Origin of the sequence: Acinetobacter sp. WA-87 (genome assembly GCF_039938935.1) — a bacterium.
Taxonomy (GTDB): Bacteria; Pseudomonadota; Gammaproteobacteria; order Pseudomonadales; family Moraxellaceae; genus Acinetobacter; species Acinetobacter seifertii.
On the sequence record NZ_JBDUVF010000002.1, the window covers coordinates 242177 to 267755 of the forward strand.

Sequence of the window (25579 nt, forward strand, 5' to 3'; positions counted from 1 at the left end):
GTAATATAAAAAAGCCTACTCAAAGGTAGGCTTTTTTTAAAACTATTTAATTAGGCTTTACCAATTAAGCCACGCGCTACGATTTCTTTCATAATTTCATTTGTACCACCGTAGATACGCTGAATACGAGCATCTACAAAGAAACGTGAAATTGGATATTCAGTCATATAACCATAACCACCAAAGAGTTGCAGCAAGTTGTCTGCGACTTTCATTTGCATATCCGTACTAAAACTTTTGAGTGCGGCTGCTGTTTCCACATCTAACTTACCTTCTTGATATAGAGCAACGTTTCTCTCGTAAAAAGCAGCCGTAGCAAGCTCATCAATTTTTGCTTGTGCTAAAACAAAACGCGTATTTTGGAACTGTGAAATAGGTTGACCAAATGCATGACGCTCTTTTACATAAGCCGTTGCCAAATCAATTGCACCACGAATAGCGCCAATAGCGGTAGATGCAATGGCTGTACGTTCACGTGGTAACTCTTGCATTAAGTAAGCAAACCCCTGCCCAGCTTGACCGAGTAACTGGTTTTTAGGAACCTTAACATTGTCAAAAAATAGCTCAGATGTGTCTTGAGAATGCAGACCGATTTTGTCGAGGTTGGTACCTTTTTTAAAACCTTCTAGATGAGTATCTGCCAATAATAACGACACCCCTTTCGCACGCGCTTGAGGATCGGTTTTTACTGCAAGCACCACAAGGTCAGCATGTTGACCATTTGAAATAAATGTTTTTGATCCATTTAGTAAATAATGGTCATCTTGCAAAATGGCGCTCGTACGCATTGATTGTAAGTCTGAACCAGCACCCGGTTCAGTCATACCAATGGCACCAACCACTTCACCAGTAACCATTTTTGGTAACCAGTATTGTTTTTGCTCTTCTGTCCCGATGTGTAAAATATAAGGTGCAGCAATTTCAGAGTGACAAGAAATAGCAGTTGATAATGCGCAAAAACCAGCTCGAGCAGATTCTTCAACCAACATTAATGAATAGTAAGTTGGAACGCCATAACCACCGTATTCTTCTGGAACATCTACACATAAAAAGCCATTTTCGCCCAGTTGATTCCAAACTGAACGCGGCATAATTCCTTCGTGTTCCCATTGGTCATAATGTGGAGCGATATGCTCATTCATAAAACGTTTAAAATTATCACGAAATAATTCTAAATCTGCATCGTATGCCAACATAATATTTTCCTTCAGCTTTATTGTTTTATCAATTCTCATTGCTGAGCATGCTAATCATTTTTTTAGTTACTGTCATGGCATAGCTGCTCATTAAAACTGTACTTTTCAGTCAGCCAATAAAAAAGGAAGCCGAAGCTCCCTTTTTATCAATCATAATTTTTAGTGAGATGCTTCAGCAACAACACTTTTTGGCTCAAGCATTTTTCTATCCACTTCCTCTGGATTATTTAATGCATCATTTAATTTATCTTTGTCTAAAGCACCTACCCATTTAGCAACCACAATTGTTGCTAGAGAGTTACCAACAAGGTTGGTTAAAGCACGTGCTTCTGACATGAAACGGTCAATACCTAAAATTAATGCCAAACCTGCAACTGGAATATGACCAACAGCAGATAAAGTTGCCGCCATAACAATAAAGCCAGAACCTGTTACACCTGCTGCACCTTTAGATGAAATTAAAAGTACCAAAAGCAAAGTAATTTGATGCTGGATATCAAGCTGTGTATTTGTGGCTTGAGCAATAAAAATTGCAGCCATCGTCAAATAAATTGAAGTGCCGTCAAGGTTAAACGAGTAACCCGTCGGAATAACTAAACCGACAACAGACTTTTCACAACCTGCAATCTCAAGTTTACGCAGCATACGTGGTAAGACTGATTCTGAAGAAGAAGTACCAAGCACAATTAAGAGTTCTTCACGAATTAGACGAATCATCTTAAGGATGCTAAAACCGCTGATACGGCTGATTGTACCCAAAATCAAGAAGATAAAGAGCAGACACGTAATATAGAAGCAAATAATAAGTTGCCCTAATTGTACGAGTGACCCCACACCATATTTACCAATAGTAAATGCCATTGCTCCAAATGCACCTAATGGAGCAAGCTTCATGATCATATTTACAATGTTAAAAAATACATGTGCAATTTGATCAATTAACTTTAAAACTGGACGTCCTGCATCACCTAACTTATGAAGTGCAAAACCAAAAAGAATTGCAAAAAGAAGGACCTGTAAGATTTCACCATTTGCAAATGCACCTACAACCGTGTCAGGAATAATGTGCATTAAGAAATCAACGGTAGATTGTGACTCACCAGAAGTAACGTATTTTTGGATACCTGAAGTGTCTAGGGTTGTAGGATCAATATTCATTCCTACACCTGGCTTTGCAATGTTAATCACCACAAGGCCAATCAGAAGTGCGATTGTTGAAACGATCTCGAAGTATAACAATGCAACACCGCCAGTTTTACCAACTGACTTCATGCTTTCCATACCAGCGATACCACTGACCACTGTACAGAAAATAACAGGTGCGATGATCATTTTAATCAAACGAATAAAAGCATCACCTAATGGCTTGAGTTGCTCACCTAAACCTGGAATATGATGTTCAACACCATTCACTATTTGCGTTGTACTTGGAGAGAAATGCCCTACCAAAACACCCGCAATAATCGCAATAATCACCTGAAAATAAAGTGATTTATAAATCGGTTTTTTAGCCATAACTTTACTTCAATCTATATTTCCAAGTCCGTTGGAAATATCAAAATGAAACGTCTATTCTTTACGAATACACAGCCCTAACCTTTCACATGGACACCGCAAAAGGGAAATGGTTTTTTAATAACAAAAAACCTTCCTACTACCTCAACGAAAACAAAAAAGCTGTTTTCTAAAACAGGAGAATACCTGAAGTTTCCAACCACTTTGAGTAGCCAGAAATAACCTCTTACTTTTTCAATAAAAAGCTGAAGATATAGGAGAATCACAGAAAATTATGATATGAGTGCTCAAAAAAGCACATGAAAGTTTACTCGAATTAAATCACGATTCGGTTAAATTTTTGGCTAATACGTATAAAAAACACCCATGCGGCCTTAAGACTTTAGTATGAGAAACGCTTTTGATATTTTTTCAGCAGATTTTTATGTCATATTGATAAGCACTTGCAGACATTTCATTTTGAGCTGCATACCCCTTATTTTTACTGTTTTGAACTACCATGAATACTAAACGTAATATCTATAAAGATGCTGAACATCCCTTTGCGCAATATGTCCGTATTTTAGGTAAGGGGAAAACCGGATCTCGATCACTGAGTTATGAAGAAGCCTATCAAGCTTTTACCATGATTTTAAAAGGCGAAGTTCTTGATGTTCAGTTGGGTGCTTTTTTAATGCTACTACGTGTTAAAGAAGAATCTATTGATGAGCTTGCAGGCTTTGTACAAGCCACCAAAGACCAACTTAATTTTCAACCTTTAGACGTTGACCTAGACTGGTCATCTTATGCAGGCAAACGTAAACATTATCCTTGGTTTTTATTGGCTGCCCTAACACTTGCTCATCATGGCTACAAAATCGTCATGCATGGCGCTTCTGGGCATACGATTAACCGAGTCTATACCGAACAAGTTTTGGAATATTTAGATTATAAAATTTGCCATTCTGAACAAGAAGTCCGCACACAATTAGCCGAACAGAATTTTGCTTACTTACCATTAGATGTAATTTCACCTGTTTTAAGTGATTTAATTTCTTTAAGAAATGTCATGGGCTTGCGCTCGCCTATTCATACATTAGCCCGCCTCATTAACCCATTTAATGCGAAAGCCACCTTACAAGCGATATTCCATCCTGCGTATAGAACCTCTCATCAACATAGTGCGCTTCGCTTAGGCTATCAAAATAGTGCAGTGATTAAAGGTGAAGGCGGTGAATTTGAGCGAAACCCCGATGCTAAAACTCTCATTTGCGGTATTAAAAATGGTGAGCTCTATGAACATGAGTTGCCAAAGCTTACGCCTGAACGTAGCCCAATTGAAGAAGAGTTAGATTTAGCAACGTTTAAAGCGGTCTGGCTTGGTCAGCAACATCATGAATATGGTGAAATGGCAGTAACAGAAACCATGGGTATTGCGTTATATACCATGGGCGTTGTTGTTAGCTTTGAAGAAGCGATGCAAAAAGCAAAAGTGCTATGGGAAACACGAAATTTAAGCCAACAAAACTAATATAAGACCATACAGCCTTCTATAGCGTGTTTCTCTTATATTGCTACATATAGGCGATACTTACTTTTCAAAGATGAAAAGTAACAAAAATCTTTTGTTGAGCAAACAGTACTTCCCTGTACTGTTGCTCAACTGGCGACATCCATGTCGCCTACACGATAGCAAATGCTAACTGAGATTTATTCTAAAATTAATTTTAAACAAAACGAATCGGTTTAAACTCAGGCTCATGCTTGTGATGATCATCATCACACTCTTCACCCTCTTCTTTCGTTCCGCGGTCAATATAACCACTACGCTGATCTTCCGGTAAGTTCTTTAACTCCCAAGCAATCACAGCTTGCATACATGTTTCGCGCTGTTCCTTTGTCAAAACAACACCATTTGGCCATTTACCGATCTCTACGGCTGTTTTTAAACGCTCGACAATTTCAGGGTTTAAAACAGATAGCATTTGTTCAATATTCATGATTCATCTCTTTGAAAAGACTCAAAATCTTGGTTCCAACCCAGTTTGGTACGACAAGCCATATAGAAATCATAACCTGGTGGGTGTAATAAACTTAATTTAAATGGATGTTTGCGGATGTGCAAACTATCACCGACATTGAGCGATACACTGTGCTGTCCGTCTGCACTCACCATCGGTAATACCCGGTTTTCGCGAATGACAATTTTAATTTCACTTTGCCCACCAACTACGATTGGGCGTGAAGATAATGTATGGGGGTGCATAGGGACTAATGCAATCGCATCCATACTTGGATGTAAAATTGGGCCACCGCCTGACAATGCATAAGCAGTTGATCCTGTTGGTGTCGAAACAATTAAACCATCACTATGCTGACGGTAAACATATTGACCATCAATATTAAGTTCAAAGTCGATCATGTGTACCGACTTACCTGAGTGTAGTACGACATCATTTAAAGCAATTGCGTCGTAAATGACTTCACCATTAGTACGTACTTCCATTTCAAGCAAGAAACGGCGATCAAGTTGAAAATGACCTTGTAATACCTGATCAAGTTTAAAAATAGCTTCCGCAGGCTTAATATCAGTTAAAAATCCTAAACGCCCACGGTTAATGCCAATAACAGGTGTATTGTAGCGAACTAAAGCTCTGGCTGCATGAAGCAAAGAACCATCTCCACCTACTACAATGACCAGATCAGCGACTTCACCTAATAAGTGACGACTAACAACTTGCGCATGATCATAGGGCACTAATTCGGCAGTTTCCTGATCAAAAATGGGGTTTAGGCCTAAACTTAGCAAATGGTCATGAATTAAACATAGTGTTTCTACAACTGATGATTTATCCGGTCGACCAATTAACCCGACGTTTCTGAAGGACTTATGTGAAATTTGCACGAATGAGTAAGCTCCGCTGCGATTCTACGCTATCATAACATTATCCTGATTAATTTAAAAAAACATAACAACAAGATGCAGTAAAATTCAATCTAAGTTTTCAATTTATTCACAGTTTTATCATTGCAAATTGATGACAAGCTATCGCATCATTAGCGTATTGTTTAGGGTTTTATCTCATTTATATGAAGTTTGAACGTGGTATCGGTTTCTTCGCGCTAATCTTTTCAATTTTAGTGATTGGTGCTTTTATTGCTCTTAGTATCTATCTGATTCGTTTAGATAATATTATTCGTGAAAAATTTGAAGGACAGCGCTGGGACATTCCGGCCAAAGTGTTTGCTCGGCCTTTGGAAATTTATAATAATGCACCCATTACCCAAGCAAATTTCACTCAAGAATTAAAATTATTAGGTTACAAAACTTCAAGTAATTATGACAAGTCAGGAACCTTTGTTGCTCAAGGTAGCAACATGTATGTGCATACACGTGGTTTCGACTATGGTGATAGCGTAGAACCTGAACAGGTTTTAGAGCTCAGCTTTGCAAACGATCAGGTTGCAGATGTACGTAGTACAAAACCATCATCAACAGGTGTGGCCCGTTTAGAACCTTTACTCATTGGGGGCATTTATACCCAGCATAATGAAGACCGTGTCCTGATTAAACTTAATAGTGTTCCTAAACCACTGATTGAAGCTTTAATTTCTACCGAAGACCGCAACTTCTATCACCACCACGGTATCTCGATTCGTGGTACAGCACGTGCTTTGGTGAGTAATGTCACTGGAGGACGTCGCCAAGGTGGTTCAACACTCACACAACAGTTAGTTAAAAACTTCTATTTAACACCTGAACGCACCTTAAAACGTAAAGTGAATGAAGCATTAATGGCTTTACTTATTGAGTTGCATTACAGCAAAGATGAAATTTTAGAAGCTTATTTAAACGAAGTAAATTTAGGCCAAAATGGTAACTATTCAATCAATGGTTATGGCTTAGCTTCACAATTTTACTTTGGTTTACCACTTCGTGAACTCAATGTCGCGCAACAAGCTTATTTAGTCGGTTTAGTTCAAGGGCCATCATTATATAACCCTTGGAAAAACCCTGAAGGAGCAAAAAATCGTCGCGATACAGTGCTCAATAACATGCGTGTAATGGGTTATTTAACTCAAGCAGAATATGAAACTGAAATTGCACGTCCTTTAGGTATTCTAAGTAAACCAAGCCTAGGGCCTGCAAAATTCCCTGACTTTTTAGATATTGTACGTCGTCAGTTACGTACCGAATATCAAGAAAGTGATTTAACCAATCAAGGACTACGTATTTTTACGACCTTGGACCCAATTGCTCAAACTCAAGTTCAAGATGCATTTAAAGCATCTGTAGAACGTCTTAGTCAAAGCAACCCTGCTCGTTTGAAAAACTTGCAAGGTGCTGTGCTCATAGCACATCCAGAAAATGGTGAATTGATTGCAGCTGTCGGTTCGACTCAAGACTTTACTGGATTCAACCGTACTTTAGATGCAAAACGTCAAGTCGGTTCCCTATTGAAGCCAGTGATTTATTTAAGCGCAATGGAGTCTGGACGTTATAACTGGGCAAGCAAGATCGAAGATGCACCAATTAGCATTCCTGTAGATGGTGGTAAAAGCTGGACACCGAAAAACTATAGTGGCGGTGGTCATGGCGTCGTAAGTTTAAGTGAAGCCTTAGCAAATTCTTATAACCTTTCTGCTGTGCGTTTAGGCCAAGAATTTGGGTTATCTACATTTACCAACAACTTAAAGAAATTTGGTGTCGAATCACCAATTCCAGCCTACCCTTCTATTTTCCTTGGTGCAGTTAATATGTCACCAATGGAAGTACTCGGTATTTATGAAAACTTTGCTACCGGTGGTTTTAAATATCCAACTCGTGCAATTCGTTCTGTAGTAGATGCCAAGGGTCGTTTACTTGATCGTTATGGTTTAAACGTACAACAAACAATTGATCCATCTGTTGGTTATATCATGAACTATGGTCTACAACAGGTTATGTCTTCAGGTACTGGTCGTGCAGCTTATAACAGCTTATCACCTACTTTAAAATTGGCTGGTAAATCAGGTACAACCAACGATACACGTGATTCATGGTTCGCTGGATATTCAGGTAACCATGTTGCTGTAGTCTGGTTAGGTCTAGATGACAATAAAGTAACTGGCTTAACTGGCTCATCTGGAGCATTACCTGTGTGGATTAATGTGATGAAACAGTTACGTCAAACCCCAGTAAATCTACGTCAACCAGACACTGTACAGTGGCAATGGATTGATCATGCAACAGGTGATTTGTCTGCACAGGCTTGTGCTGGCGCAATGTATATTCCTATGCTGACGCATACAGTGCCACATCGCGCTACGCCATGTGCAGCACCTTATTATCAAGTTGATCCAACATACGCACCACAAAGTGATAACACAGCACCAGCATCTCAACCGGATAATAGCGATAGCTATATTCGTGATAGTGAAAGTCAGATGGAACAAGATCTGTCGAATAACACACGAGTGATTTCTAGTGGTAGTTATAACAACTAAGTGTTAACAGGAAACAGGATATGTTAAAGAAGGGTGTTTTTTATATTGGTGCTGTACTTATGGTCGGCTGTACAACTTTACCAGATCATTCAGTCCCAAAAGAGAAAACACCACCTGTTGCCGAAAAAAAGAATACTGAGACACCATCTGGTGTAAAAATTACACCTTATGATCATCCAGATATTCAACGTAAAAGTTTACAGGTGATTGTTCCTCAGCAGAAAAAGCCCCAACGCTTTAATGATGATGGAAGCCAATTACCTGCTTTTAAAACGTTAATGCAAAAAACTGAGCAAGCTTACAAAAACCAGCAATGGTCGGAGGCTGAACGCTACGCCCTTCAAGCACAGCGTTTAGCACCACAAGCCGCCGAAACTTATTTATTTTTAGCACTCAGTGCAAATCATAAACAGCAATATGCTAATGCCGAGTCTCTTGCAAGACGTGGTTTAAGCTTTGCTCAGAGCCAAGCGATGAAAAAACAGCTTTGGCTAACCATTTTAAAAGCTGGGCAACAACGCAATAACCAAAAAACTATTCAAGAAGCACAGCAAGCATTAAAAGCACTCTAGCTTTTAATGCTTTTATATCTTATTAAAAATTACGAATACCTGCCAAGCCATACGCACCGTGTTGCTGTGCTGTGGCTAAATCATCAGGACTCATCCCCCCCAAAGCAAAGACGGGAATCTGGCATTTCTCAATCAAGTCAGCAAAACGATCCCACCCAAGTGCTCTCGCTTCTGGGTGAGTTTCAGTTACTTTGACAGGACTTACAAAAACAGCATCACAGCCGATTTGCTGTGCGTGTTGTAAAGAAACTGCATCGTGGCAAGCTGCAATAAAACGCACTCCCACCTCTAAATCACCTTTATGCAAACTCATTAATTGAGACTGTTTAAGATGAACTGTTTTTATGTGGCTTTTTAACTCAGGTTTTAGCTTGCGCCAAATATCGATATTTATGATTAATTTTGCAAGCTGCTCTGTATTTAACAGCGCTAATTTTTCTATATCTTCTGGTTTAAAACTATCTTTTTCACTACGCCAATACACTAAAGTGTCCTCATTTTCGACTAGTGCGAGTGTAGAATTAATTTTAATGAAATGCGGCCAATACAATCTTTTTATGATGTCTTTATTGGCTTTTGGGAAGTTTAATTTAACTAGCTGATCACGCGTATACCATGTCCAAGGCTGATGAATAAGATTTAATAATTCATCAGGTACATAGCTATGGAACAAATGAAGATTGACAACAATATCGTCATATTCATGGTGAATATAATCAAATTGATGCCATTCTTTTAAACCAATACCGACTTCTTCATAAATTTCACGGCGGCATGCTTCTTCAGGCGTTTCACCCTGCTCAACCTTTCCTCCTGGAAACTCATGCTTTCCACCTTGATGCTGCTGTTCACCACGCCATCCAACTAATATTTTTCCGCGATGAATTAAGATAGCTATTGCGACATCGACTATCGGTTTAGGCATTTTTCTACTCACTCAAATTTTTCCCAAGTGTAAGCAAATTTTATCAATTTATAAATTCTTTAAAATCTCATTGACAGATCTATTCGATAATGATTATCATTTAAATCGTTCAAGAATATACCACGGAGCACAACAAATGAACGCACCTTTTAGCTTATTTACTCGTAACACTGACTCAGCTCATGCCTTACCAATGCTGCATTCTAACAACCTATTTGCATTAGGTCGTGAAATTCGAATTATGCATGCTGGCGAGGAATATCGACTACGCCTTACTCGCAATAACCGTCTCATTTTAACTAAATAAGAACTACCCTCGCGTTTCAATAATATTCGTGGGAAAACAAAAAATGGATAGCATGGGCAACCATGCTATTTTTGTATTTCATGATTAAAAGGCAATGTCACCTCAACTTTTAAACCACCTTGGTTTGCATGCATAAATTGCAGTTCCCCACCATGGAGTTGAATAATTTTTTTAGTAATTGATAGTCCTAATCCTGAGCCTTGTTGCTGCGTACCTAATACACGAAAAAAACGCTGTCCTAGACGTCTTAAAACTTCATCATCTACGCCATTTCCAGTGTCTTCTATAGAAATTTTTAGTTGTTGCTGATCATGACTGAGCTCAACATGAATAAAACCCAACATAGGACTATAGCGAATAGCATTATCAAACAGATTTCTAAAAGCAATGAAAAGTAATTCTTCATTTGCAAATATTTTGGTTTCATTTGACAAAATATTTGTCTCAATCATCATTTGTTTGGCTTGTGCATCCATACTTACAGTTTCAATTACTCGAGCTAATAGATGGTTTAAATCAATCACACTCTTAAAAAGTTCTGGTTGTTCTATTTCATTAGGTTCCAAACGAGCAAGGAGCAGTAAATTTTCAAGAATTTTGGTACTTCTTGAAACGTCTTGTTGGATGCGTTCAAAGTCTTGATCAAGCTCTGGAATATGCTGATATTTACGTTGTAAAACTTGCAGACGCATTTGTATGGCAGATAATGGTGAACGTAACTCATGTGATGCATCTGCGGTAAATCGCTGTTCAGCAACGAGTGCCCTTTGGAGCCTTGCGAGTAACTGGTTTAATGCATCTATGACGGGTTGAATTTCTGTAATGACATCTGGGTCTTGAATCGGTTCTAAATTTGATGCGGTTTTTTGAGCAATACGTTTAGAGAGTAGGTTGAGAGCCGCCAATTGTTGTTCGGTACGCCAACTTACAATGACCCATTGTAGTAGCCAGAACAAAACCATAAGACCACTATATCCAGCGAGTGCTTTGAGTACTTCTTCAACACGAGTACTCATGGGTTGAAAAACCTCAACTTGCAGCTCTGAATCTTTTTGTTGTGCGGCCAGACTACGCCATAATTGACCATCAAACCAAAAATATGAAAAGCCTTTTGATAAATTGCCTTGTTCAAAAAGTTCATGTTGGTAGGTATGAGAATGAGTAAGCAATTGACCAGAATTTAATAATTCATACTGAATATCAAACTCATCACTGAGCTCGTCAAATTGTCTCATAGAATGTTTAGAGAGATCAGAAACCAATAAGGTATCTGAAATTTCATCCATGATTTCATCTTGCACTGACATGTTGTGATAAATCGAAAATATGGTAAGCAAGCTTAAAGCGAGCAGTCCCACCACGATACTGCTCCACATGGTGGTTTTAACCAGTTGAGACTGCAAAGAGGAGCGATTCGTTTTCATTTTAAATCTCCCATACGGTAGCCTAGTCCCCGTATGGTTTTAATACTGCTACTGCCGATTTTTTTTCGAAGTTGATAGATAAAAACCTCTATTGCATTACTTTCAATCTCGTCACCCCATGCATAGAGCGCTTCTTCTAATTGATCCCGAGTAACAATATGTTCAGGATGAACCATGAGCTTACGTAAAATTTGGAACTCTTTCGCTGTTAAATCAATGGAATTTCCGGCCAACGATACAACTTTTGCTTGAGTATCGAGATGTAAATCTCCCCATATTAAAATCGATTGCTGACTTAAAGTTTGATTACGTAATTGAGCACGGATTCGGGCAGATAACTCTTCTAGGCTAAAAGGTTTAATCAAGTAGTCATTTGCGCCTAAATCTAGTCCCTCTACCCGGTCATGAATGCTGTCACGCGCTGTAATAAAAATGACAGGTACATTTTTTTGTTTATAACGTATTGTTGTTAAGACTTTTTCACCCGCCAATTCAGGCAAACCTCGATCAAGTAGAATACAGTCATAGTCATGCTGCTCAATGGCAGTCAGGGCATAATCGCCTCTTTCAACCCAATCGACTTGATAACCATCTAACTCTAACCAAGATTGAATACTTTCCGCTTGAGAGCGATCATCTTCTGCAAGCAAAATTCTCATCTATTTTTCCTGTTATATTCTGACCTGATCTTGCCAAGCCTTTATTAAAAAAGCAAAGCCGCATCATTTGTGCGGCTATAAATCGTATAAGTAAAATCCAGTGTTAGAACTGGACTTGTTCTACATCAATTTCTACACGTTTTAACGGTTTAAGGTCTATATCGACTTCACCCACCAGACCAATATTAGTCGTTGGGGAAATAGGATGACCTTGCCAAAGTTCATCATCTACATCAATGGTAATAGTGCCCGTTTTATCACGGAACTGATATTTTTCATCCCCTAAAGATTTCACCACTTGGCCATGCAGTTTTACAGGCGTATTGTCTTTTGCTGTTAAAGCTTGCTTAACAGTCGTTACAGTTGCTGGAGTAATTGCTGCATGGTTCAAGGGTATATTTGCCATAACCATGCCAGCAGTTGCCAAACCAGCAGTCATCAAGATCACTTTAAATATTTTCATAAAATCACCTATTTGATTACATCTTGGAATGACATAAGTACAACAAGCATAGATGAGGTGAATCTTAAGAAAAATTTAATTTAAAGGCACAACGCGTAGTACCTCTTCTAAAGTGGTAAGTCCTTCTATGACTTTATGCGCTCCGGCAATTCTCAAAGGCTCTACACTTTCTTTTTTTGTTTGGCTTCTTAATTCATTTAATGTCGCATGACTACCAATCAAATGCTTCAGCTCAAGACTAACAGGCATAAACTCATAAATACCGACTCGACCTTTATAACCAGTATGTCGGCACTGCTCACACCCTACTGCTTGATAAACTTTTTCGGGCATTTCCATAATGTAGTCAAAGGTTAGGTGTTGCCATTCATCTTCATTAATATGAGTCTGTTGCTTACAGTGCGGACAAAGCTGTCGCACTAAACGCTGTGCCAATACACCTAAAATAGTCGCGGCTGTTAAAAAGGGTTGTACACCTAAATCGTGTAAACGGGTCAAACTAGACGGTGCATCATTGGTATGTAAAGTTGATAATACCAAATGGCCTGTGAGTGCAGCTTGAATGGCCATATTCGCAGTATCTTGGTCACGAATTTCCCCAATCATAATAATGTCGGGGTCTTGACGCATTAAAGCACGCACACCATCAGCAAAACCTAGATCAATCGCATTATTGACCTGCATTTGGTTAAAACTAGGCTCTAGCATTTCAATCGGGTCTTCAATGGTACAGACATTGACTTGATCAGTTGCGAGTTGCTTTAAAGAAGAATATAGCGTGGTGGTTTTACCAGAACCTGTGGGCCCAGTAACTAAAATAATGCCGTGACTATTTTGTGTAATGCGCTGCCATTGTTGTAATAAAGACTGATCAAAACCCAATTGCTGAAAAGAACGTACCAACACATCTGGATCAAAAATACGCATAACCAGTTTTTCACCAAATGCTGTTGGTAAGGTAGATAAACGGAGTTCAGTTTCTTGCCCTTTCGGTGTCCGTGTTTTTAATCGACCATCTTGCGGTTTACGCTTTTCCGCTACATTTAACCGCCCTAAAATTTTAATTCGGGAAATCACGGCGGTCAGTGTATTTGAAGGCATGTTATAAATGGTGTGTAAAACGCCATCAATACGAAACCGAACTTTACCATTGTCTTTGCGTGGTTCCATGTGAATGTCACTGGCGCTTTGTTCAAATGCAAACTGTAAAATCCAGTCGACCAATTTCACAATGTGTTGATCATTGGCATCAGGGTTTTGGCTATCACCAAGCTGTAAAAGTGCTTCTACTCCCTTGTTATCACGGTCATGCGCAGCATCTTTTTGAGCTGAATTTACAGCACGGCTAACCTGATAATACTCTCGCAAATAACGTTGCAACTGTTCGGGATTAAGCAATACCCGTTCAATTTTTTTCGGTGCCAAACTGCGTTCCAGATTATTTAACCAATCTATTTTAAAAGGCTGGTCGGTACCAATCACAATTCGGTCCGCATGGACTTCTACAGCTAAAATGTGGTTTCGAATCGCAAACTCTTGTGACATGACTTGAGTTAAAGCGCTAACATCTGCCTTTAAAGGATCAATCACAAATAATGGTAATTGCGCCCGATCGGCAAACCATTGGCACAGGCGGTTTAAACTTAAATGCGCCTGAACGTGGTGTTGATCTTTTAAATTAAAATGGGCAATCCACTGTAATGGATGCCATTTCAATTGATCTTTTTGTCTATTTGTCGTTTGTACCAGTAATTTATCACGCTCAGTAATACGGCCTTCTTGTAATAGTTGTTCTAGGCACCAATGTGCGTCTATTTCTACATGTGCATTCATGTGTTATCCCCAATATATTTTTATAATATAGCAGAGATGTTTTAGATTTAACTGGTATGAAAATTTCCAAATTCAGCTTTTAAATACCTTTTAACTTCAATTAATTAAACCAATTCTCAACTTATTATTGTTTTGTGGCATAGATCATATTTATAAAGATATTTATTGTGATAGTTTGATTAAAAAAGAGACTAGGCTCAATACAATAAAAAGCATACACTGCATATGAATACATGATTTAAATATGATTAACACCTGTATATAACAATAAACCAATGAGGAAGTATTATGAATCTTCCAATGACAATATCATTACAAATCGCATCATTTGAAGAATTTATCACCATTATTGCTGCGGCATTAGGCTGCGGGTTATTAATTGGTTTGGAACGTGAAAGAAGCAAGCTCAAACACGAATATAAGACTTTTGCAGGTTTTCGATCCTTTGCAATTAGCTCCCTTCTTGGTGCAATCTGCTTTTTATTTGGTACTGAAATTGGAATTGTAGGCGCTCTACTTATTGGCGCAATCAGCATAGTCTCCCTTAAAAATCAGCCGAATGACCCCGGTGTTACGACAGAACTCGCTTTTATTATGACTTACTTTATAGGAGCGCTTTGTATCTGGAATATTTCGTTAGCTGCGGGTCTCGCCGTCATCATGACAATTATTTTATTAGCAAAACAATCGATGCATGGTATTGCCAGTCAGTGGATTACCGAGTCCGAATTGCGTGATGGGATTTTTTTACTGGCATTACTTTTAATAGCCTTACCCTTAGTTCCCAATAAACCATTTTGGGGACCTGTTTTAAACCCACATGTGATTTTAAAATTACTGACTTTGATTTTATTTGTGCAAGCGCTCGCACATATTGCAAAACGGCTTTTGTCATCGAAAAATGCTCTATTACTTTCTTCTTTAGCATCTGGTTTTGTATCGAGTACAGCGACTATTGCAACTCTAGGTTTAGAAGTTCGTTCTGGTCGTGCGAACGCCACCACAAATGCAGGTGCTGCATTGATGTCGTGTGTTTCTACACTCATTCAGACCTTAATTATTGTGATTGGAATTAGCTTAGCATGGTTCAAAGTCATTATATTTCCAATGCTGATTGCTTTGGTTTTTTTAGCGGTGTGGGCTTTTATTTTATTGCGTAAGGCGGAACCAAGTTCGACTTCAGCCGAATTAGACTCCAGAATGTTCAGCTTAAAAGAAGCCGTGATTATTGCGGGAACACTCACACTCATTCAGATTAGTGTTTATGGCCTAAGCCTATATTTAGGAAATGCAGGCTTAATCGCAGGGACTCTACTCGCTTCTTTGTTTGAAATACATGCAGCTATTGCAGCAGTAATTGTACAAGGAGAACCGAATAACGCTCACACATCGCTACTAATCGCTTTTATGAGTGGTTTTGCAGTGCATGCAATTGCTAAGAGCATTAATTCGGCTATTTCAGGTGGAATGCGCTATGCCCTTGCTTTTATTCCCGCACAACTCTCTCACATGGCGATATTAATTTGCCTGCTTTGGATGAACATACATTGGTTTTAAAATGAGATGCTTAAGCGAGTAAAACATGTTCTACCAGATCAATTACTGTAATTACATTATCATTCACTTTAAAATGAATATCAAAATTCGAAAATTTCATTTTATAGACTCGTTCAGGGTCTTCTTGATAGGCAGGCCTTGGGTCTAAAGCTAGAACTTGCTCTAATTCATCCAGATATTGCCCGTTAATTTTTTTATTTTTTAGAAGATTTTGCTGGATATTCACTGCACTTTCCGACCAGATGACTTGCTTTCGTTCTGGTTCAGCTTGTGCATAGCCACTTTGAGCATCGACAATGGCATCTGAATATTGAATATAAGGTTTAATATCTAAAATTGGTGTGCCATTTAGTAAATCACTGCCCGTAACATACACTCTTAAAGACTTACCGACTTTTTCAACCTTTTTTAAACGTACTACAGATAAACCTACAGGCGCTGGACGATACATACTGCGTGTTGCAAATACACCAATTTTTTCATTACCCCCTAAACGTGGTGGGCGAACCTGAGATCGAAACTTAGTTGCAGTCTCCTGATTTTTATTGTCATGAAACTGCCAGATGAGCCAGAGATGAGTAAATTGCTCAATTCCCTCAAAAGCCAATAAGTCATTATAAGGTTCAACCATTTCGATATAAGACTCGATATTGACCAAGTTGGGCTGACGTGGAATACCAAATTTTTCTCGAAAAGGTGAGCACATGTGCCCGACTATTGGGAGGGTGACAGAGTTCATCATCACTTTTTCTTATAAACACAATTAAATATATTCAGTTTATCGGGAATGAAATTAGATTAGAATAGCAATCTGTTTTCTTTTAATCGTGATCGAGACCTTTAATGGCTGCTTTTAACGTTGAACGCATTACTCATGTGCACCACTGGAATGACACCCTTTTCAGTTTTAAAACTACACGCGACTCTAGCTTACGTTTTAAAAATGGTCAGTTCGTGATGATCGGACTTGAAGTGAATGGCAAACCGTTAATGCGTGCGTATTCGATTGCAAGTGCGAACTACGAAGAAGAGTTAGAATTCTTCTCAATTAAAGTACAAGACGGTCCTTTAACTTCGATTTTGCAAAAAGTACAAGTTGGTGACGAAATTTTAGTTTCTAAAAAACCAACAGGTACATTGGTTCATGATGACCTTTTACCGGGTAAAAACTTGTACCTTTTATCTTCTGGTACTGGTCTTGCTCCATTCTTATCAATTATTCGTGACCCAGAAACTTACGAACGCTTTGAAAAAGTAATCGTTGTTCATGGTACACGCTATATTTCTGAATTAGCGTATCAAGACCTAATCTTGAACGAATTACCAAACCATGAATTCTTTGAAGAATTAGGTATTAAAGACAAACTTGTTTACTACCCTACTGTTACTCGTGAACCTTTCCACACTCAAGGCCGTGTAACAACTGCAATTGAAACTGGCGCTTTATTTGAAAAAATTGGTTTACCACGTTTTAACCGCGAAACTGACCGTGCAATGCTTTGCGGTAGCCCTGCATTCTTAAAAGATGTTGCTGCATTACTTGATCAACATGGTTTAGTTGAATCACCTCGTATGGGTGAAATGGGCGACTATGTGATTGAACGTGCGTTCGTAGAAAAATAAGATTTTTCTAAATAAAAAAACCGAGGTAAAGTCCTCGGTTTTTTTATCTCTTTTTATAAGGTGATACTGCCATCAATACAGGTAACAGCTGTTCCACCCACTAAAATTTTATCTTGGTGCAATTCAAGTTGAAGCTGTCCATCTCGGCCTAAAGCCCGACCTTGTGAAGAAAGCACCACATCATTTTGTGCTGGCAAAATTTCATGGTAACGAATAAATGAAGCTACGCTACCATTACCACTCCCACAAACTGGATCTTCATTTATTCCAATAGAAGGAGCAAATGAGCGGACTTCTATATGTTTTTGCTCATCATTATTTTCATAAAAACCATAAACCGTCGCTCCACCAACTTTCATTTCTAAATCATGTTCTTTTAAAGCAGCAAAGTCTGGTTGGCTATCTAAAACAGCTTCGGCATTCACCGCTTGTAATACAATCCAACGTGCGCCTACATCAACCAATGTAGCATTCCATTGAGTATCAATCTGACATTTTAAAATTTCAGCCAGTTTTTCAGTGTGCATTGGGTCAAGTGGAGTAATTTTAGGCTTAGGTAGTTCAAATGAAATATGCTTTGAGTCACTTACTGTCAGAGTCACCAAACCCGCAGCACATTGCTGTACCAGTTTACCATCTTTAGGTGTCACGAGGCCTGCTTCAAGCAAAGCATAGGCAGTACCAATTGTGGGATGTCCAGCAAAGGGCAACTCACTTTGTGGAGTAAAAATTCGAACCTGATAGTCAGCTTGAGAATCGGTCGCAGCGAGCACAAATGTCGTTTCAGAAAGATTAGTCCAATTCGCAATGGCTTGCATCTGTTCAGATGTTAAGGCACTGGCGTCCATAATGACTGCAACAGGATTACCTTTAAATGCTTGTGAAGTAAAAACATCAACTTGTTTAAATGCAACAACAGACATAGACCACTCCTACTGATTTTGTAATTAAAAATTATGGCTTTTAAATCCTTACCATTTTTTGATCTTACTGATTTATTTTTAATGGTCACAGTATCAGTTCATATAAAAAATAATAGACACAGTTTTTCAGTTTAGATTTGCGTTAAATGAACTAATCAAAAGCAATCACTATATTTGAGTTAAATATAAGATCCCTATAAAGTGTATCCATTGCTTTAGCTTTTTAATGAATTGACATGTACAAATATAAAAAAGTGAGTGATGACCTCACTTTGCAAATTCAGAATGGCAGACAGCCTATCGGCTCTCGCTTACCATCAATTCGCGACTGCGCAAATCATTATCAGGTCAGCATTAACACCGTAAAAGAAGCTTATCGTCAGCTTGAAGACCAAGGTTTAATTTCAGTTCGCCCACAGTCTGGCTACTATGTTTGTCATGCGCCTTCAAACTTATTAGAACTCGAAGAGCGTTATGTCAGTGAAGAAAAAGTATCTCTTTCAGGAATTAGCTGTTTTCTAGCACAAATCGTTAAAAAGCAGATGGATCCTGACTATGTCAATTTAGCCTTAGCTTGTCCTACAGGTGAAAACTTCTATCCAATTGAACGCTTAAAACGCTTAACTGCTCAAGTTTTACGGACGCAGCCAGACATTTTTAAAAACTATACTTTACCGCCCGGCTCTATGCGTTTACGCACACAAATTGCGAGGCGAAGTTTACAACTTGGTATGTTTCTTTCAGCAGATGATATTGTGCTGACTCACGGCACAATGGAGGCTTTGAGTCTTACGATTATGGCAACCACACAAGCAGGTGACAGCATTGCTCTTGAGATTCCTACTTTTCATAACCTGTACCCGCTCCTTCATAATTTAGGCCGAAAAATCGTAGAAGTGCCGACTTCGCCGCATACAGGTATGTGCCTTGATGCTCTTGAAGAACTGTTAAAATCTCAAAGTGTACAAGCTATATTAACCATTCCAACAGGTCACAATCCTCTCGGTTTTAGCATGCCTGAAACTAACCGTCGTCGCTTGGCGGAGTTAGCTAATCAGTTTAAAGTTCCTGTCATTGAAGATGCGATGTACGCCGAATTGCAACTGACAGAACCGCTTTTACCCAACATTAAGGCGTTTGATCAAAATGGATGGGTTTTGGTGTGTGGTAGCTATACAAAAACCGTAGCACCCGACTATCGAATTGGTTGGCTAGAAGCTGGGCGCTTTCGTAATATTGTGCAGCAACTTAAATTTACGACCACTGTTGCTGAACCGGCTTTGCTCACGGAAACTTTAGGACTTTTCTTAGAGAATGGCGGTTATGACCTGCATTTACGTCAGCTCAAAAAACGCTATCAACAGCAAATCGATACCATCAAATCTTATATTTGCCGTTATTTTCCACTCGGTACTCGTGTCAGTCGACCGCAAGCAGGATTTATTTTATGGTTAGAACTACCCGAATCAATAGATACATTAGAACTATTTCACCAAGCAATGGATGAAAAGATCTTATGTATGCCGGGAATTTTATGTTCGGCTGATAAACGATTTAGTCATTGTTTACGTATTGCAGCTTGTTTTGAGCTAAATCCCAAAATGTTAAATGCTTTGATGCGCTTAGGAGAGCTAGCAAAAAATATGCTGCCCGTACAAAAGGATAATGATCAAATCCCTACTAATTCAGTGGGTTGAATCCAAAATATAGAGTTAATAAAATAAAACCATATATTTTTTATGCCTTTTATTTTATGAAAACTGAACTTCTCTCTCCCGCAGGTTCACTTAAAAACATGCGCTATGCATTTGCCTATGGTGCAGATGCCGTATATGCAGGCCAACCACGTTACAGTTTACGTGTCCGTAATAATGCTTTTGATCATGACAACTTAAAAATTGGAATTGATGAAGCGCATGCTTTAGGTAAAAAGTTTTATGTTGTGGTGAACATTCAACCGCATAACAGCAAATTAAAAAACTTTATTCGTGATCTTGAACCGATTGTAGCGATGCAACCAGATGCGCTCATTATGTCTGACCCAGGCTTAATTATGATGGTGCGTGAGCATTTTCCTGATGTGCAAATTCATCTATCTGTTCAAGCCAACGCCATTAACTGGGCCACTGTTAAATTTTGGAAAGATTACGGTTTAAGCCGTGTGATTTTATCGCGTGAGTTGTCATTAGAAGAAATCGAAGAAATCCAGCAACACGTACCAGATATTGAACTCGAAGTTTTTGTACATGGTGCACTATGTATGGCCTACTCAGGCCGTTGCCTACTTTCTGGTTATATGAATAAACGTGATGCCAACCAAGGTGCTTGTACCAATGCTTGCCGTTGGGACTATAAGTTGCATGAAACTCAAGAAGATGCAAACGGCGATGTAATTCCAACCACTCAGCTCAATGAGTCAGAAAAGGCTTGCTGCTCATCAGCACAATCAGAAACAGCCTCGGTTCAAACTTTACTCGTACAACGTAATGATGAAGAAATGTTTGCTGCCGAAGAAGATGAACACGGTACCTATTTTATGAACTCGAAAGATTTACGTGCGGTACAACATGTAGATCGTTTAACAAAAATGGGCATAACCTCGCTTAAAATTGAAGGCCGTACTAAATCCTATTTTTACTGTGCCCGTACTGCTCAAATTTATCGAAAAGCGATTGATGATGCATTAGCAGGAAAACCATTTGACCCAAGCTTAATGTCTCAGCTCGAAGGTTTGGCAAATCGCGGTTATACCGAAGGTTTTTTAAGACGTCATGTTCATAGCGAATATCAAAACTATGCCGATGGTTCATCACACTTTGACTATCAACAATTTTGTGGTGAAGTTTTAGAACGTCACGGTGATTATATTCGCATTGAAGTTAAAAACCGTTTTATGGTTGGTGACTCACTTGAACTCATGACACCTCAAGGCAATATCACATTTACCTTAACCGAAATGCGCGATTTAAAAGGTAACCCAATTACAGATGCTAAAGGTTCGGGGCATTTTGTTGAAATTCCACTCTCACAAAATGTTGATATCAGTTATGCCCTACTCATACGCAATTTGCCGCATGCCAAAGAAAGTATTACTGCCTCTACATTGGCTTATTCAGCGAGTTAAACATGGCACTTTTGATTACTAGTGACTGTATCAATTGTGATATGTGCTTACCAGAATGCCCTAACACAGCCATTTTTGAAGGGAGCAAAGTTTATGAAATTGATCCACTTCGTTGTACCGAGTGTGTAGGCTTTTACGATGCCCCAACATGTAAGGTGGTCTGTCCAATCGACTGTATAAAACCAGACCCTGCGCATCTTGAAAATAAAGAGCAACTGCTAGAGAAATTTAAAAGTTTAAATATACTCAGCTAATCTATTTTTTAAAATAATCTATAGAGGATCAAGCTAAAATTGCTGATCCTCTTAAATGACTATACAGATCAATGATTAAATAAACGAATAAATAGCTGAGAACAATTTGCTAGTGATAAAATCAATTTATCAGTTCAGTTTGGTTTACTGGTAATGTTGTACCCAAAAAATTGCACAATCGTTAAAACTGGCAAACCATTTCAACATTTCATATAGATTGATTAAAACTCATTCTGGCGCAGCTCCCCATGTCTTATCTTTATTTAGCAATTGCGATTGCTTGTGAAGTTATCGCAACTTCAGCTTTAAAAGCATCTCAAGGTTTTACTGTTCCTATTCCATCCATCGTTACAGTTGTGGGCTATGCGATCGCTTTTTATTTATTGTCCCTGACGCTAAAAACGATCCCAATTGGAATTGCATATGCCATTTGGTCGGGCGCGGGTATTATTTTAATTTCTGCAATTGGCTGGATATTTTACAAACAGCATTTAGATTTGGCGGCCTGTATTGGTCTTACTTTAATGATTGCAGGCATTATCATTATTAATGTGTTTTCTAAAAATACTCATCTATAAAATATAATTAAAAAGCAACCGAGTAAGGTACGAATTCTTTTAAAAAATTTCACTTTACTCGGTATAAACAACTTATTTTAAACTGCCCGTCAAAAATTGTTTTAAACGCTCACTTTTCGGATTGTTGAGTACTTCATCAGGATGGCCCTGTTCCTCAATTTTTCCTTGATGTAAGAAAATCACTTGATTAGACACATGACGTGCAAAGCCCATTTCATGTGTCACCACAATCATGGTACGGCCTTCTTCAGCCAAACTCTGCATAACCTTTAGCACTTCACCCACCAACTCCGGATCAAGTGCACTGGTTGGTTCATCAAATAGCATCACTTCCGGTTCCATTGCCAAAGCACGAGCAATCGCTACACGTTGTTGTTGCCCACCAGATAAAAATGCTGGATATTTAATTTCAACACTTTCAGGCAATCCAACTTTACGCAGATATTTTCTTGCACGCTCTTCGGCTTCAGCACGCTTCACCCCAAGCACATGAATTGGCCCTTCAATGACATTTTCAAGCACTGTCATATGTGACCATAAATTAAAATGCTGAAACACCATCATGAGCTGAGTACGCATTTTTTGTAGTTGCTTTGGATCAACCACTTTTAAATTGCCTTTTTTATCAAAGACTGTGCGTAGTTTTTCACCATTGAGTTTAATGGTGCCATTGCTCGGTTGCTCTAAAAAGTTAATACAACGCAGCAAGGTACTTTTACCCGAACCAGATGAACCAATAATACTAATCACATCGCCAGCATTTGCATCAAGTGATATCCCTTTCAGTACTTCATGATCGCCAAATGTTTTGTGTAAATCACGAATCACTAGTTTTGCAACGTGTTCCATTTATGTCTCCTAATGATTCGATGGCTTTAAAAATGCCAACCAACGTTTTTCCAACTTACGGAATATCCAAATCAAAATAAATGCCAACACTGCATACAACACAGCAGCAATTCCAAAAGCATTGAAAGTGTCATAGGTTGCGGCATTCACATCGCGAGCAATCTTTAAAATGTCGGGAACTGTTGCTGTAAATGCAATGGTTGTCGCATGCAACATCAAAATGACTTCGTTACCGTAAAATGGCAAAGCACGGCGTAACATCGACGGAATGATAATACGTGTGTAGAGTTTCCATTTTGACATACCGAAAGCTTGGGCAGCTTCAATCTCGCCATGTGGAATAGAACGAATCGCTCCTGCGAAGATTTCAGTCGTATATGCACCAGTATTGAGCGCGAACGCCAAAATGGTGCAATTTATGCCCTCTCGAAAAAATGCATCGAGCGTCTGATGTTCATGGACATAATCAAAACTGTAAATACCTGAATAAATAATCAGCAATTGGATGTACAGTGGTGTGCCACGAAAAACGTAGGTAAACAACCAAACAGGACCACGCAACCAAAGATTTTCTGATACTCGTGCAAGTGATAAAGGCACAGCAAGCACAAAGCCAATACCAATAGAAAGCACCAATAACCAAGCAGTCATCGCGACACCGGTCATCTGTAGGCCATCGGTCCAAAGGTATGCCTGCCAATATTGTTGAAGGATTTCAATCATAATTGTCCCTTCCTCACACCAGCAGAATAACGACGTTCAAGCCACATTAAAATCAGGTTTGATACGGTGGTAATTGCCAAATAAATCGCAGCAGCCACGATGCTAAAAAAGAACAGTTGCATGGTACTTCTACCCGCATCTTGCGTAATTTTTACAATATCAGTCAGGCCAATAATGGAAACCAGTGCGGTTGCCTTAATCAAAACCTGCCAATTATTACCAATACCTGGCAGTGCAAAACGCATCATTTGAGGGAACAATACACGTCGAAAAACCTGCCAAGGAGTCATCCCATAGGCCTTTGCTGCTTCAATTTGACCCGTTGGAACCGATTGAAATGCACCACGAAAGGTCTCGGTAAAATATGCACCATAAATGAACGCTAAAGTAATCACACCAGCCACAAATGGGTTGATATCAATCTGGTCCATTTGCAATGCTTCAGTAATTTGGTTTAAACCTAACTGCAAGCTATAAAATAACAGCAGCATAATTACCAAATCAGGCACACTACGAATAAGCGTGGTATAGGCGGTCGCAATATAGCGTAAAGCTTTAATATTAGAGAGTTTTGAACTCGCACCAATTAAGCCAATAATGACAGAAAGCAAAAGTGACAACAGCGCAAGCTGTATGGTCATCCATGTTCCGCTGAGAAGGAGTGGCCCATAGCCAGATAAAAACATGACTCATCTTCTCCTTAAAAACAATATCTAATATTGATGAGATGAGAATAGATTTAAAAATGTCGGCACTCAGCCGACATTTTTCACATCATTAGTAAATGCTAAAAGAGAAGTATTTTTTCTCGAGTTTCTTGTATGTGCCATCAGCAATGATTGCAGCCAAAGCTTTGTCGATATTCGCTTTCAAATCTGCATCTTCTTTGCGTAAACCAATAGCCGCACCTACGCCCAGTGTTTTGACATCAACCACATTGCCACCAGCAAAAGCGAAGTTTTTGCCTTTTGGTTGTTTTAAGAACGCGCCATCAACCATGATCGCATCTTGTAACGTTGCATCCAAACGACCAGACATCATATCTTGGTAAATCAAGTCTTGAGTTGGATAAGGAACAACACTCACACCTTTTGGAGCCCAATAGGTTTTAGCGTATGTTTCTTGAATTGTGCCCTGTTGTACCCCTACACGCTTACCTTTCAATGAAGTAGGCGTTGGCAATAACGGTGAGCCTTTTTTTGCAACCATACGCGTTGGCGTATTGTAGATTTTGCTACTAAATAAAATTTGTTTCGCACGTTCATCAGTAACGGTCATTGATGAAAGAATGCCATCAAATTTTTTCGCTTTAAGTGCGGGAATCATCCCGTCAAAAGAGTTTTCAACCCAAACACATTTGGCTTTAAGCTTTGCACAAATGGCATTACCTAAATCAACATCAAAACCAGTTAACTTGCCATCTGGTGTTTTATATTCAAATGGAGCATAAGACGACTCAGTACCAAAACGAATCACCTTCCAATCCTTTGCTTGAACATTCGTTGCAACAGCAGCCAAAACTAAGGTTGTTGAAACGAACATTTTTTTCATAAAGCTTGCCATCTTGAAGCTTCTCCTTAAAATCCAA

The 25579-nt window shown here is 38.9% G+C and carries 25 protein-coding genes; 10 read left to right on the forward strand and 15 right to left on the reverse strand.

Translation table 11 applies throughout. The annotated features are described in order from the left end of the window. Positions 1-50: 50 nt before the first annotated feature. Positions 51-1196 carry an acyl-CoA dehydrogenase family protein gene (locus ABFY81_RS08135; RefSeq protein ID WP_004700529.1) on the reverse strand — a complete coding sequence of 382 codons (1146 nt, stop codon included), beginning with the start codon at positions 1194-1196 and terminating at the stop codon, positions 51-53. A 159-nt stretch (positions 1197-1355) separates the two neighbouring features. Then, entirely contained in the window at positions 1356-2711 is a 1356-nt protein-coding gene (locus ABFY81_RS08140) for a dicarboxylate/amino acid:cation symporter (RefSeq protein ID WP_049064365.1), read from the reverse strand. Between the two features lie 499 nt (positions 2712-3210). On the opposite strand from ABFY81_RS08140, the gene ABFY81_RS08145 reads away from it, so the two are divergent. Beyond that, the gene (locus ABFY81_RS08145; protein WP_100290627.1) at positions 3211-4221 is read left to right on the forward strand and encodes a glycosyl transferase family protein; all 1011 of its coding nucleotides are present in this window, start codon (positions 3211-3213) and stop codon (positions 4219-4221) included. Between the two features lie 196 nt (positions 4222-4417). Here ABFY81_RS08145 and ABFY81_RS08150 read toward each other — a convergent pair whose 3' ends face one another. Further along, on the reverse strand, positions 4418-4690 hold the full coding sequence (locus tag ABFY81_RS08150) for a YeaC family protein (RefSeq protein WP_002118245.1): 273 nt from the start codon (positions 4688-4690) through the stop codon (positions 4418-4420). Further along, complete coding sequence (locus tag ABFY81_RS08155; protein ID WP_002049094.1) at positions 4687-5595, reverse strand: NAD(+) kinase; 909 nt, start codon at positions 5593-5595, stop codon at positions 4687-4689. Before ABFY81_RS08155 ends, ABFY81_RS08150 begins: the two co-directional genes overlap by 4 nt. 185 nt (positions 5596-5780) lie before the next feature. Between ABFY81_RS08155 and mrcB the strand changes: the two genes are divergently transcribed. Next, positions 5781-8177 carry a penicillin-binding protein 1B gene (gene mrcB / locus ABFY81_RS08160; RefSeq protein WP_049064373.1) on the forward strand — a complete coding sequence of 799 codons (2397 nt, stop codon included), beginning with the start codon at positions 5781-5783 and terminating at the stop codon, positions 8175-8177. A gap of 20 nt (positions 8178-8197) precedes the next feature. Continuing rightward, positions 8198-8749: a tetratricopeptide repeat protein gene (locus ABFY81_RS08165; protein WP_039250916.1), complete on the forward strand. Its 552-nt coding sequence runs from the start codon at positions 8198-8200 to the stop codon at positions 8747-8749. A gap of 22 nt (positions 8750-8771) precedes the next feature. On the opposite strand, the gene ABFY81_RS08170 is transcribed toward ABFY81_RS08165, so the two are convergent. Further along, positions 8772-9674: a thiamine phosphate synthase gene (locus tag ABFY81_RS08170; RefSeq protein WP_347913512.1), complete on the reverse strand. Its 903-nt coding sequence runs from the start codon at positions 9672-9674 to the stop codon at positions 8772-8774. Positions 9675-9810: 136 nt separating this feature from the next. Here ABFY81_RS08170 and ABFY81_RS08175 point away from each other — a divergent pair, with 136 nt between their 5' ends. Further along, positions 9811-9981 carry a hemin uptake protein HemP gene (locus ABFY81_RS08175; RefSeq protein WP_000993415.1) on the forward strand — a complete coding sequence of 57 codons (171 nt, stop codon included), beginning with the start codon at positions 9811-9813 and terminating at the stop codon, positions 9979-9981. A gap of 65 nt (positions 9982-10046) precedes the next feature. Here ABFY81_RS08175 and ABFY81_RS08180 read toward each other — a convergent pair whose 3' ends face one another. From ABFY81_RS08180 to ABFY81_RS08195, 4 genes are all read right to left on the reverse strand, one after another. Then, on the reverse strand, positions 10047-11405 hold the full coding sequence (locus tag ABFY81_RS08180; protein ID WP_347913513.1) for an ATP-binding protein: 1359 nt from the start codon (positions 11403-11405) through the stop codon (positions 10047-10049). Then, on the reverse strand, positions 11402-12064 hold the full coding sequence (locus ABFY81_RS08185; protein ID WP_347913514.1) for a response regulator transcription factor: 663 nt from the start codon (positions 12062-12064) through the stop codon (positions 11402-11404). The genes ABFY81_RS08180 and ABFY81_RS08185 overlap by 4 nt, the downstream gene beginning before the upstream one ends. A gap of 103 nt (positions 12065-12167) precedes the next feature. After that, on the reverse strand, positions 12168-12527 hold the full coding sequence (locus tag ABFY81_RS08190; protein WP_263614171.1) for a NirD/YgiW/YdeI family stress tolerance protein: 360 nt from the start codon (positions 12525-12527) through the stop codon (positions 12168-12170). Positions 12528-12602: 75 nt separating this feature from the next. Beyond that, positions 12603-14360, reverse strand: coding sequence for a GspE/PulE family protein (locus ABFY81_RS08195; protein ID WP_019457134.1), 1758 nt, complete (start codon positions 14358-14360; stop codon positions 12603-12605). A 288-nt stretch (positions 14361-14648) separates the two neighbouring features. Between ABFY81_RS08195 and ABFY81_RS08200 the strand changes: the two genes are divergently transcribed. After that, the gene (locus tag ABFY81_RS08200) at positions 14649-15917 is read left to right on the forward strand and encodes a DUF4010 domain-containing protein (RefSeq protein WP_347913515.1); all 1269 of its coding nucleotides are present in this window, start codon (positions 14649-14651) and stop codon (positions 15915-15917) included. A 10-nt stretch (positions 15918-15927) separates the two neighbouring features. Here the strand turns inward: ABFY81_RS08200 and tsaA are convergent, their stop codons facing one another. Continuing rightward, positions 15928-16656: a tRNA (N6-threonylcarbamoyladenosine(37)-N6)-methyltransferase TrmO gene (tsaA, locus tag ABFY81_RS08205; RefSeq protein WP_347913704.1), complete on the reverse strand. Its 729-nt coding sequence runs from the start codon at positions 16654-16656 to the stop codon at positions 15928-15930. A 104-nt stretch (positions 16657-16760) separates the two neighbouring features. Here tsaA and ABFY81_RS08210 point away from each other — a divergent pair, with 104 nt between their 5' ends. Then, a complete protein-coding gene (locus tag ABFY81_RS08210; protein WP_134261894.1) occupies positions 16761-17540 on the forward strand; it encodes a ferredoxin--NADP reductase in 780 nt (259 codons plus the stop codon). A 53-nt stretch (positions 17541-17593) separates the two neighbouring features. Here ABFY81_RS08210 and ABFY81_RS08215 read toward each other — a convergent pair whose 3' ends face one another. Further along, the gene (locus ABFY81_RS08215; protein ID WP_347913516.1) at positions 17594-18463 is read right to left on the reverse strand and encodes a PhzF family phenazine biosynthesis protein; all 870 of its coding nucleotides are present in this window, start codon (positions 18461-18463) and stop codon (positions 17594-17596) included. Between the two features lie 230 nt (positions 18464-18693). On the opposite strand from ABFY81_RS08215, the gene ABFY81_RS08220 reads away from it, so the two are divergent. The 4 genes from ABFY81_RS08220 (at position 18694) to abeS (ending at position 22419) form a co-directional block, all read left to right on the forward strand. Next, positions 18694-20160 (forward strand): PLP-dependent aminotransferase family protein, encoded by a 1467-nt coding sequence (locus tag ABFY81_RS08220; protein WP_347913705.1) that lies wholly within the window; start codon positions 18694-18696, stop codon positions 20158-20160. Between the two features lie 56 nt (positions 20161-20216). Next, positions 20217-21587 (forward strand): tRNA 5-hydroxyuridine modification protein YegQ, encoded by a 1371-nt coding sequence (gene yegQ, locus ABFY81_RS08225; protein WP_347913517.1) that lies wholly within the window; start codon positions 20217-20219, stop codon positions 21585-21587. 2 nt (positions 21588-21589) lie between these two features. Next, positions 21590-21841, forward strand: a complete 252-nt coding sequence (locus ABFY81_RS08230; RefSeq protein WP_151749491.1) for a YfhL family 4Fe-4S dicluster ferredoxin — start codon at positions 21590-21592, stop codon at positions 21839-21841. Positions 21842-22089: 248 nt separating this feature from the next. Continuing rightward, positions 22090-22419 carry a multidrug efflux SMR transporter AbeS gene (abeS, locus tag ABFY81_RS08235; RefSeq protein ID WP_004700493.1) on the forward strand — a complete coding sequence of 110 codons (330 nt, stop codon included), beginning with the start codon at positions 22090-22092 and terminating at the stop codon, positions 22417-22419. A gap of 72 nt (positions 22420-22491) precedes the next feature. Here the strand turns inward: abeS and ABFY81_RS08240 are convergent, their stop codons facing one another. From ABFY81_RS08240 to ABFY81_RS08255, 4 genes are all read right to left on the reverse strand, one after another. Continuing rightward, positions 22492-23268, reverse strand: coding sequence for an ATP-binding cassette domain-containing protein (locus tag ABFY81_RS08240; RefSeq protein WP_347913518.1), 777 nt, complete (start codon positions 23266-23268; stop codon positions 22492-22494). A 9-nt stretch (positions 23269-23277) separates the two neighbouring features. Continuing rightward, entirely contained in the window at positions 23278-23991 is a 714-nt protein-coding gene (locus tag ABFY81_RS08245; RefSeq protein ID WP_111854367.1) for an ABC transporter permease, read from the reverse strand. Then, on the reverse strand, positions 23988-24677 hold the full coding sequence (locus ABFY81_RS08250) for an ABC transporter permease (protein ID WP_087399935.1): 690 nt from the start codon (positions 24675-24677) through the stop codon (positions 23988-23990). Before ABFY81_RS08250 ends, ABFY81_RS08245 begins: the two co-directional genes overlap by 4 nt. A gap of 91 nt (positions 24678-24768) precedes the next feature. Then, a complete protein-coding gene (locus ABFY81_RS08255) occupies positions 24769-25554 on the reverse strand; it encodes an ABC transporter substrate-binding protein (RefSeq protein ID WP_019457144.1) in 786 nt (261 codons plus the stop codon). Positions 25555-25579 lie beyond the last annotated feature (25 nt).

Excerpts from the sequence above, each read along its gene's own strand:
- ABFY81_RS08170 (WP_347913512.1), bottom strand. The coding sequence starts at position 9,674 with ATGCCTAAACCGATAGTCGATGTCGCAATAGCTATCTTAATTCATCGC.
- ABFY81_RS08150 (WP_002118245.1), bottom strand. The coding sequence starts at position 4,690 with ATGAATATTGAACAAATGCTATCTGTTTTAAACCCTGAAATTGTCGAG.
- ABFY81_RS08185 (WP_347913514.1), bottom strand. The coding sequence starts at position 12,064 with ATGAGAATTTTGCTTGCAGAAGATGATCGCTCTCAAGCGGAAAGTATT.
- abeS (WP_004700493.1), top strand. The coding sequence starts at position 22,090 with ATGTCTTATCTTTATTTAGCAATTGCGATTGCTTGTGAAGTTATCGCA.
- ABFY81_RS08195 (WP_019457134.1), bottom strand. The coding sequence starts at position 14,360 with ATGAATGCACATGTAGAAATAGACGCACATTGGTGCCTAGAACAACTA.
- ABFY81_RS08230 (WP_151749491.1), top strand. The coding sequence starts at position 21,590 with ATGGCACTTTTGATTACTAGTGACTGTATCAATTGTGATATGTGCTTA.
- ABFY81_RS08180 (WP_347913513.1), bottom strand. The coding sequence starts at position 11,405 with ATGAAAACGAATCGCTCCTCTTTGCAGTCTCAACTGGTTAAAACCACC.
- ABFY81_RS08140 (WP_049064365.1), bottom strand. The coding sequence starts at position 2,711 with ATGGCTAAAAAACCGATTTATAAATCACTTTATTTTCAGGTGATTATT.
- ABFY81_RS08210 (WP_134261894.1), top strand. The coding sequence starts at position 16,761 with ATGGCTGCTTTTAACGTTGAACGCATTACTCATGTGCACCACTGGAAT.
- ABFY81_RS08215 (WP_347913516.1), bottom strand. The coding sequence starts at position 18,463 with ATGTCTGTTGTTGCATTTAAACAAGTTGATGTTTTTACTTCACAAGCA.
- ABFY81_RS08145 (WP_100290627.1), top strand. The coding sequence starts at position 3,211 with ATGAATACTAAACGTAATATCTATAAAGATGCTGAACATCCCTTTGCG.
- ABFY81_RS08240 (WP_347913518.1), bottom strand. The coding sequence starts at position 23,268 with ATGGAACACGTTGCAAAACTAGTGATTCGTGATTTACACAAAACATTT.
- ABFY81_RS08190 (WP_263614171.1), bottom strand. The coding sequence starts at position 12,527 with ATGAAAATATTTAAAGTGATCTTGATGACTGCTGGTTTGGCAACTGCT.
- mrcB (WP_049064373.1), top strand. The coding sequence starts at position 5,781 with ATGAAGTTTGAACGTGGTATCGGTTTCTTCGCGCTAATCTTTTCAATT.
- ABFY81_RS08250 (WP_087399935.1), bottom strand. The coding sequence starts at position 24,677 with ATGTTTTTATCTGGCTATGGGCCACTCCTTCTCAGCGGAACATGGATG.
- ABFY81_RS08165 (WP_039250916.1), top strand. The coding sequence starts at position 8,198 with ATGTTAAAGAAGGGTGTTTTTTATATTGGTGCTGTACTTATGGTCGGC.
- yegQ (WP_347913517.1), top strand. The coding sequence starts at position 20,217 with ATGAAAACTGAACTTCTCTCTCCCGCAGGTTCACTTAAAAACATGCGC.
- ABFY81_RS08200 (WP_347913515.1), top strand. The coding sequence starts at position 14,649 with ATGAATCTTCCAATGACAATATCATTACAAATCGCATCATTTGAAGAA.
- ABFY81_RS08245 (WP_111854367.1), bottom strand. The coding sequence starts at position 23,991 with ATGATTGAAATCCTTCAACAATATTGGCAGGCATACCTTTGGACCGAT.
- tsaA (WP_347913704.1), bottom strand. The coding sequence starts at position 16,656 with ATGAACTCTGTCACCCTCCCAATAGTCGGGCACATGTGCTCACCTTTT.
- ABFY81_RS08135 (WP_004700529.1), bottom strand. The coding sequence starts at position 1,196 with ATGTTGGCATACGATGCAGATTTAGAATTATTTCGTGATAATTTTAAA.
- ABFY81_RS08255 (WP_019457144.1), bottom strand. The coding sequence starts at position 25,554 with ATGGCAAGCTTTATGAAAAAAATGTTCGTTTCAACAACCTTAGTTTTG.
- ABFY81_RS08175 (WP_000993415.1), top strand. The coding sequence starts at position 9,811 with ATGAACGCACCTTTTAGCTTATTTACTCGTAACACTGACTCAGCTCAT.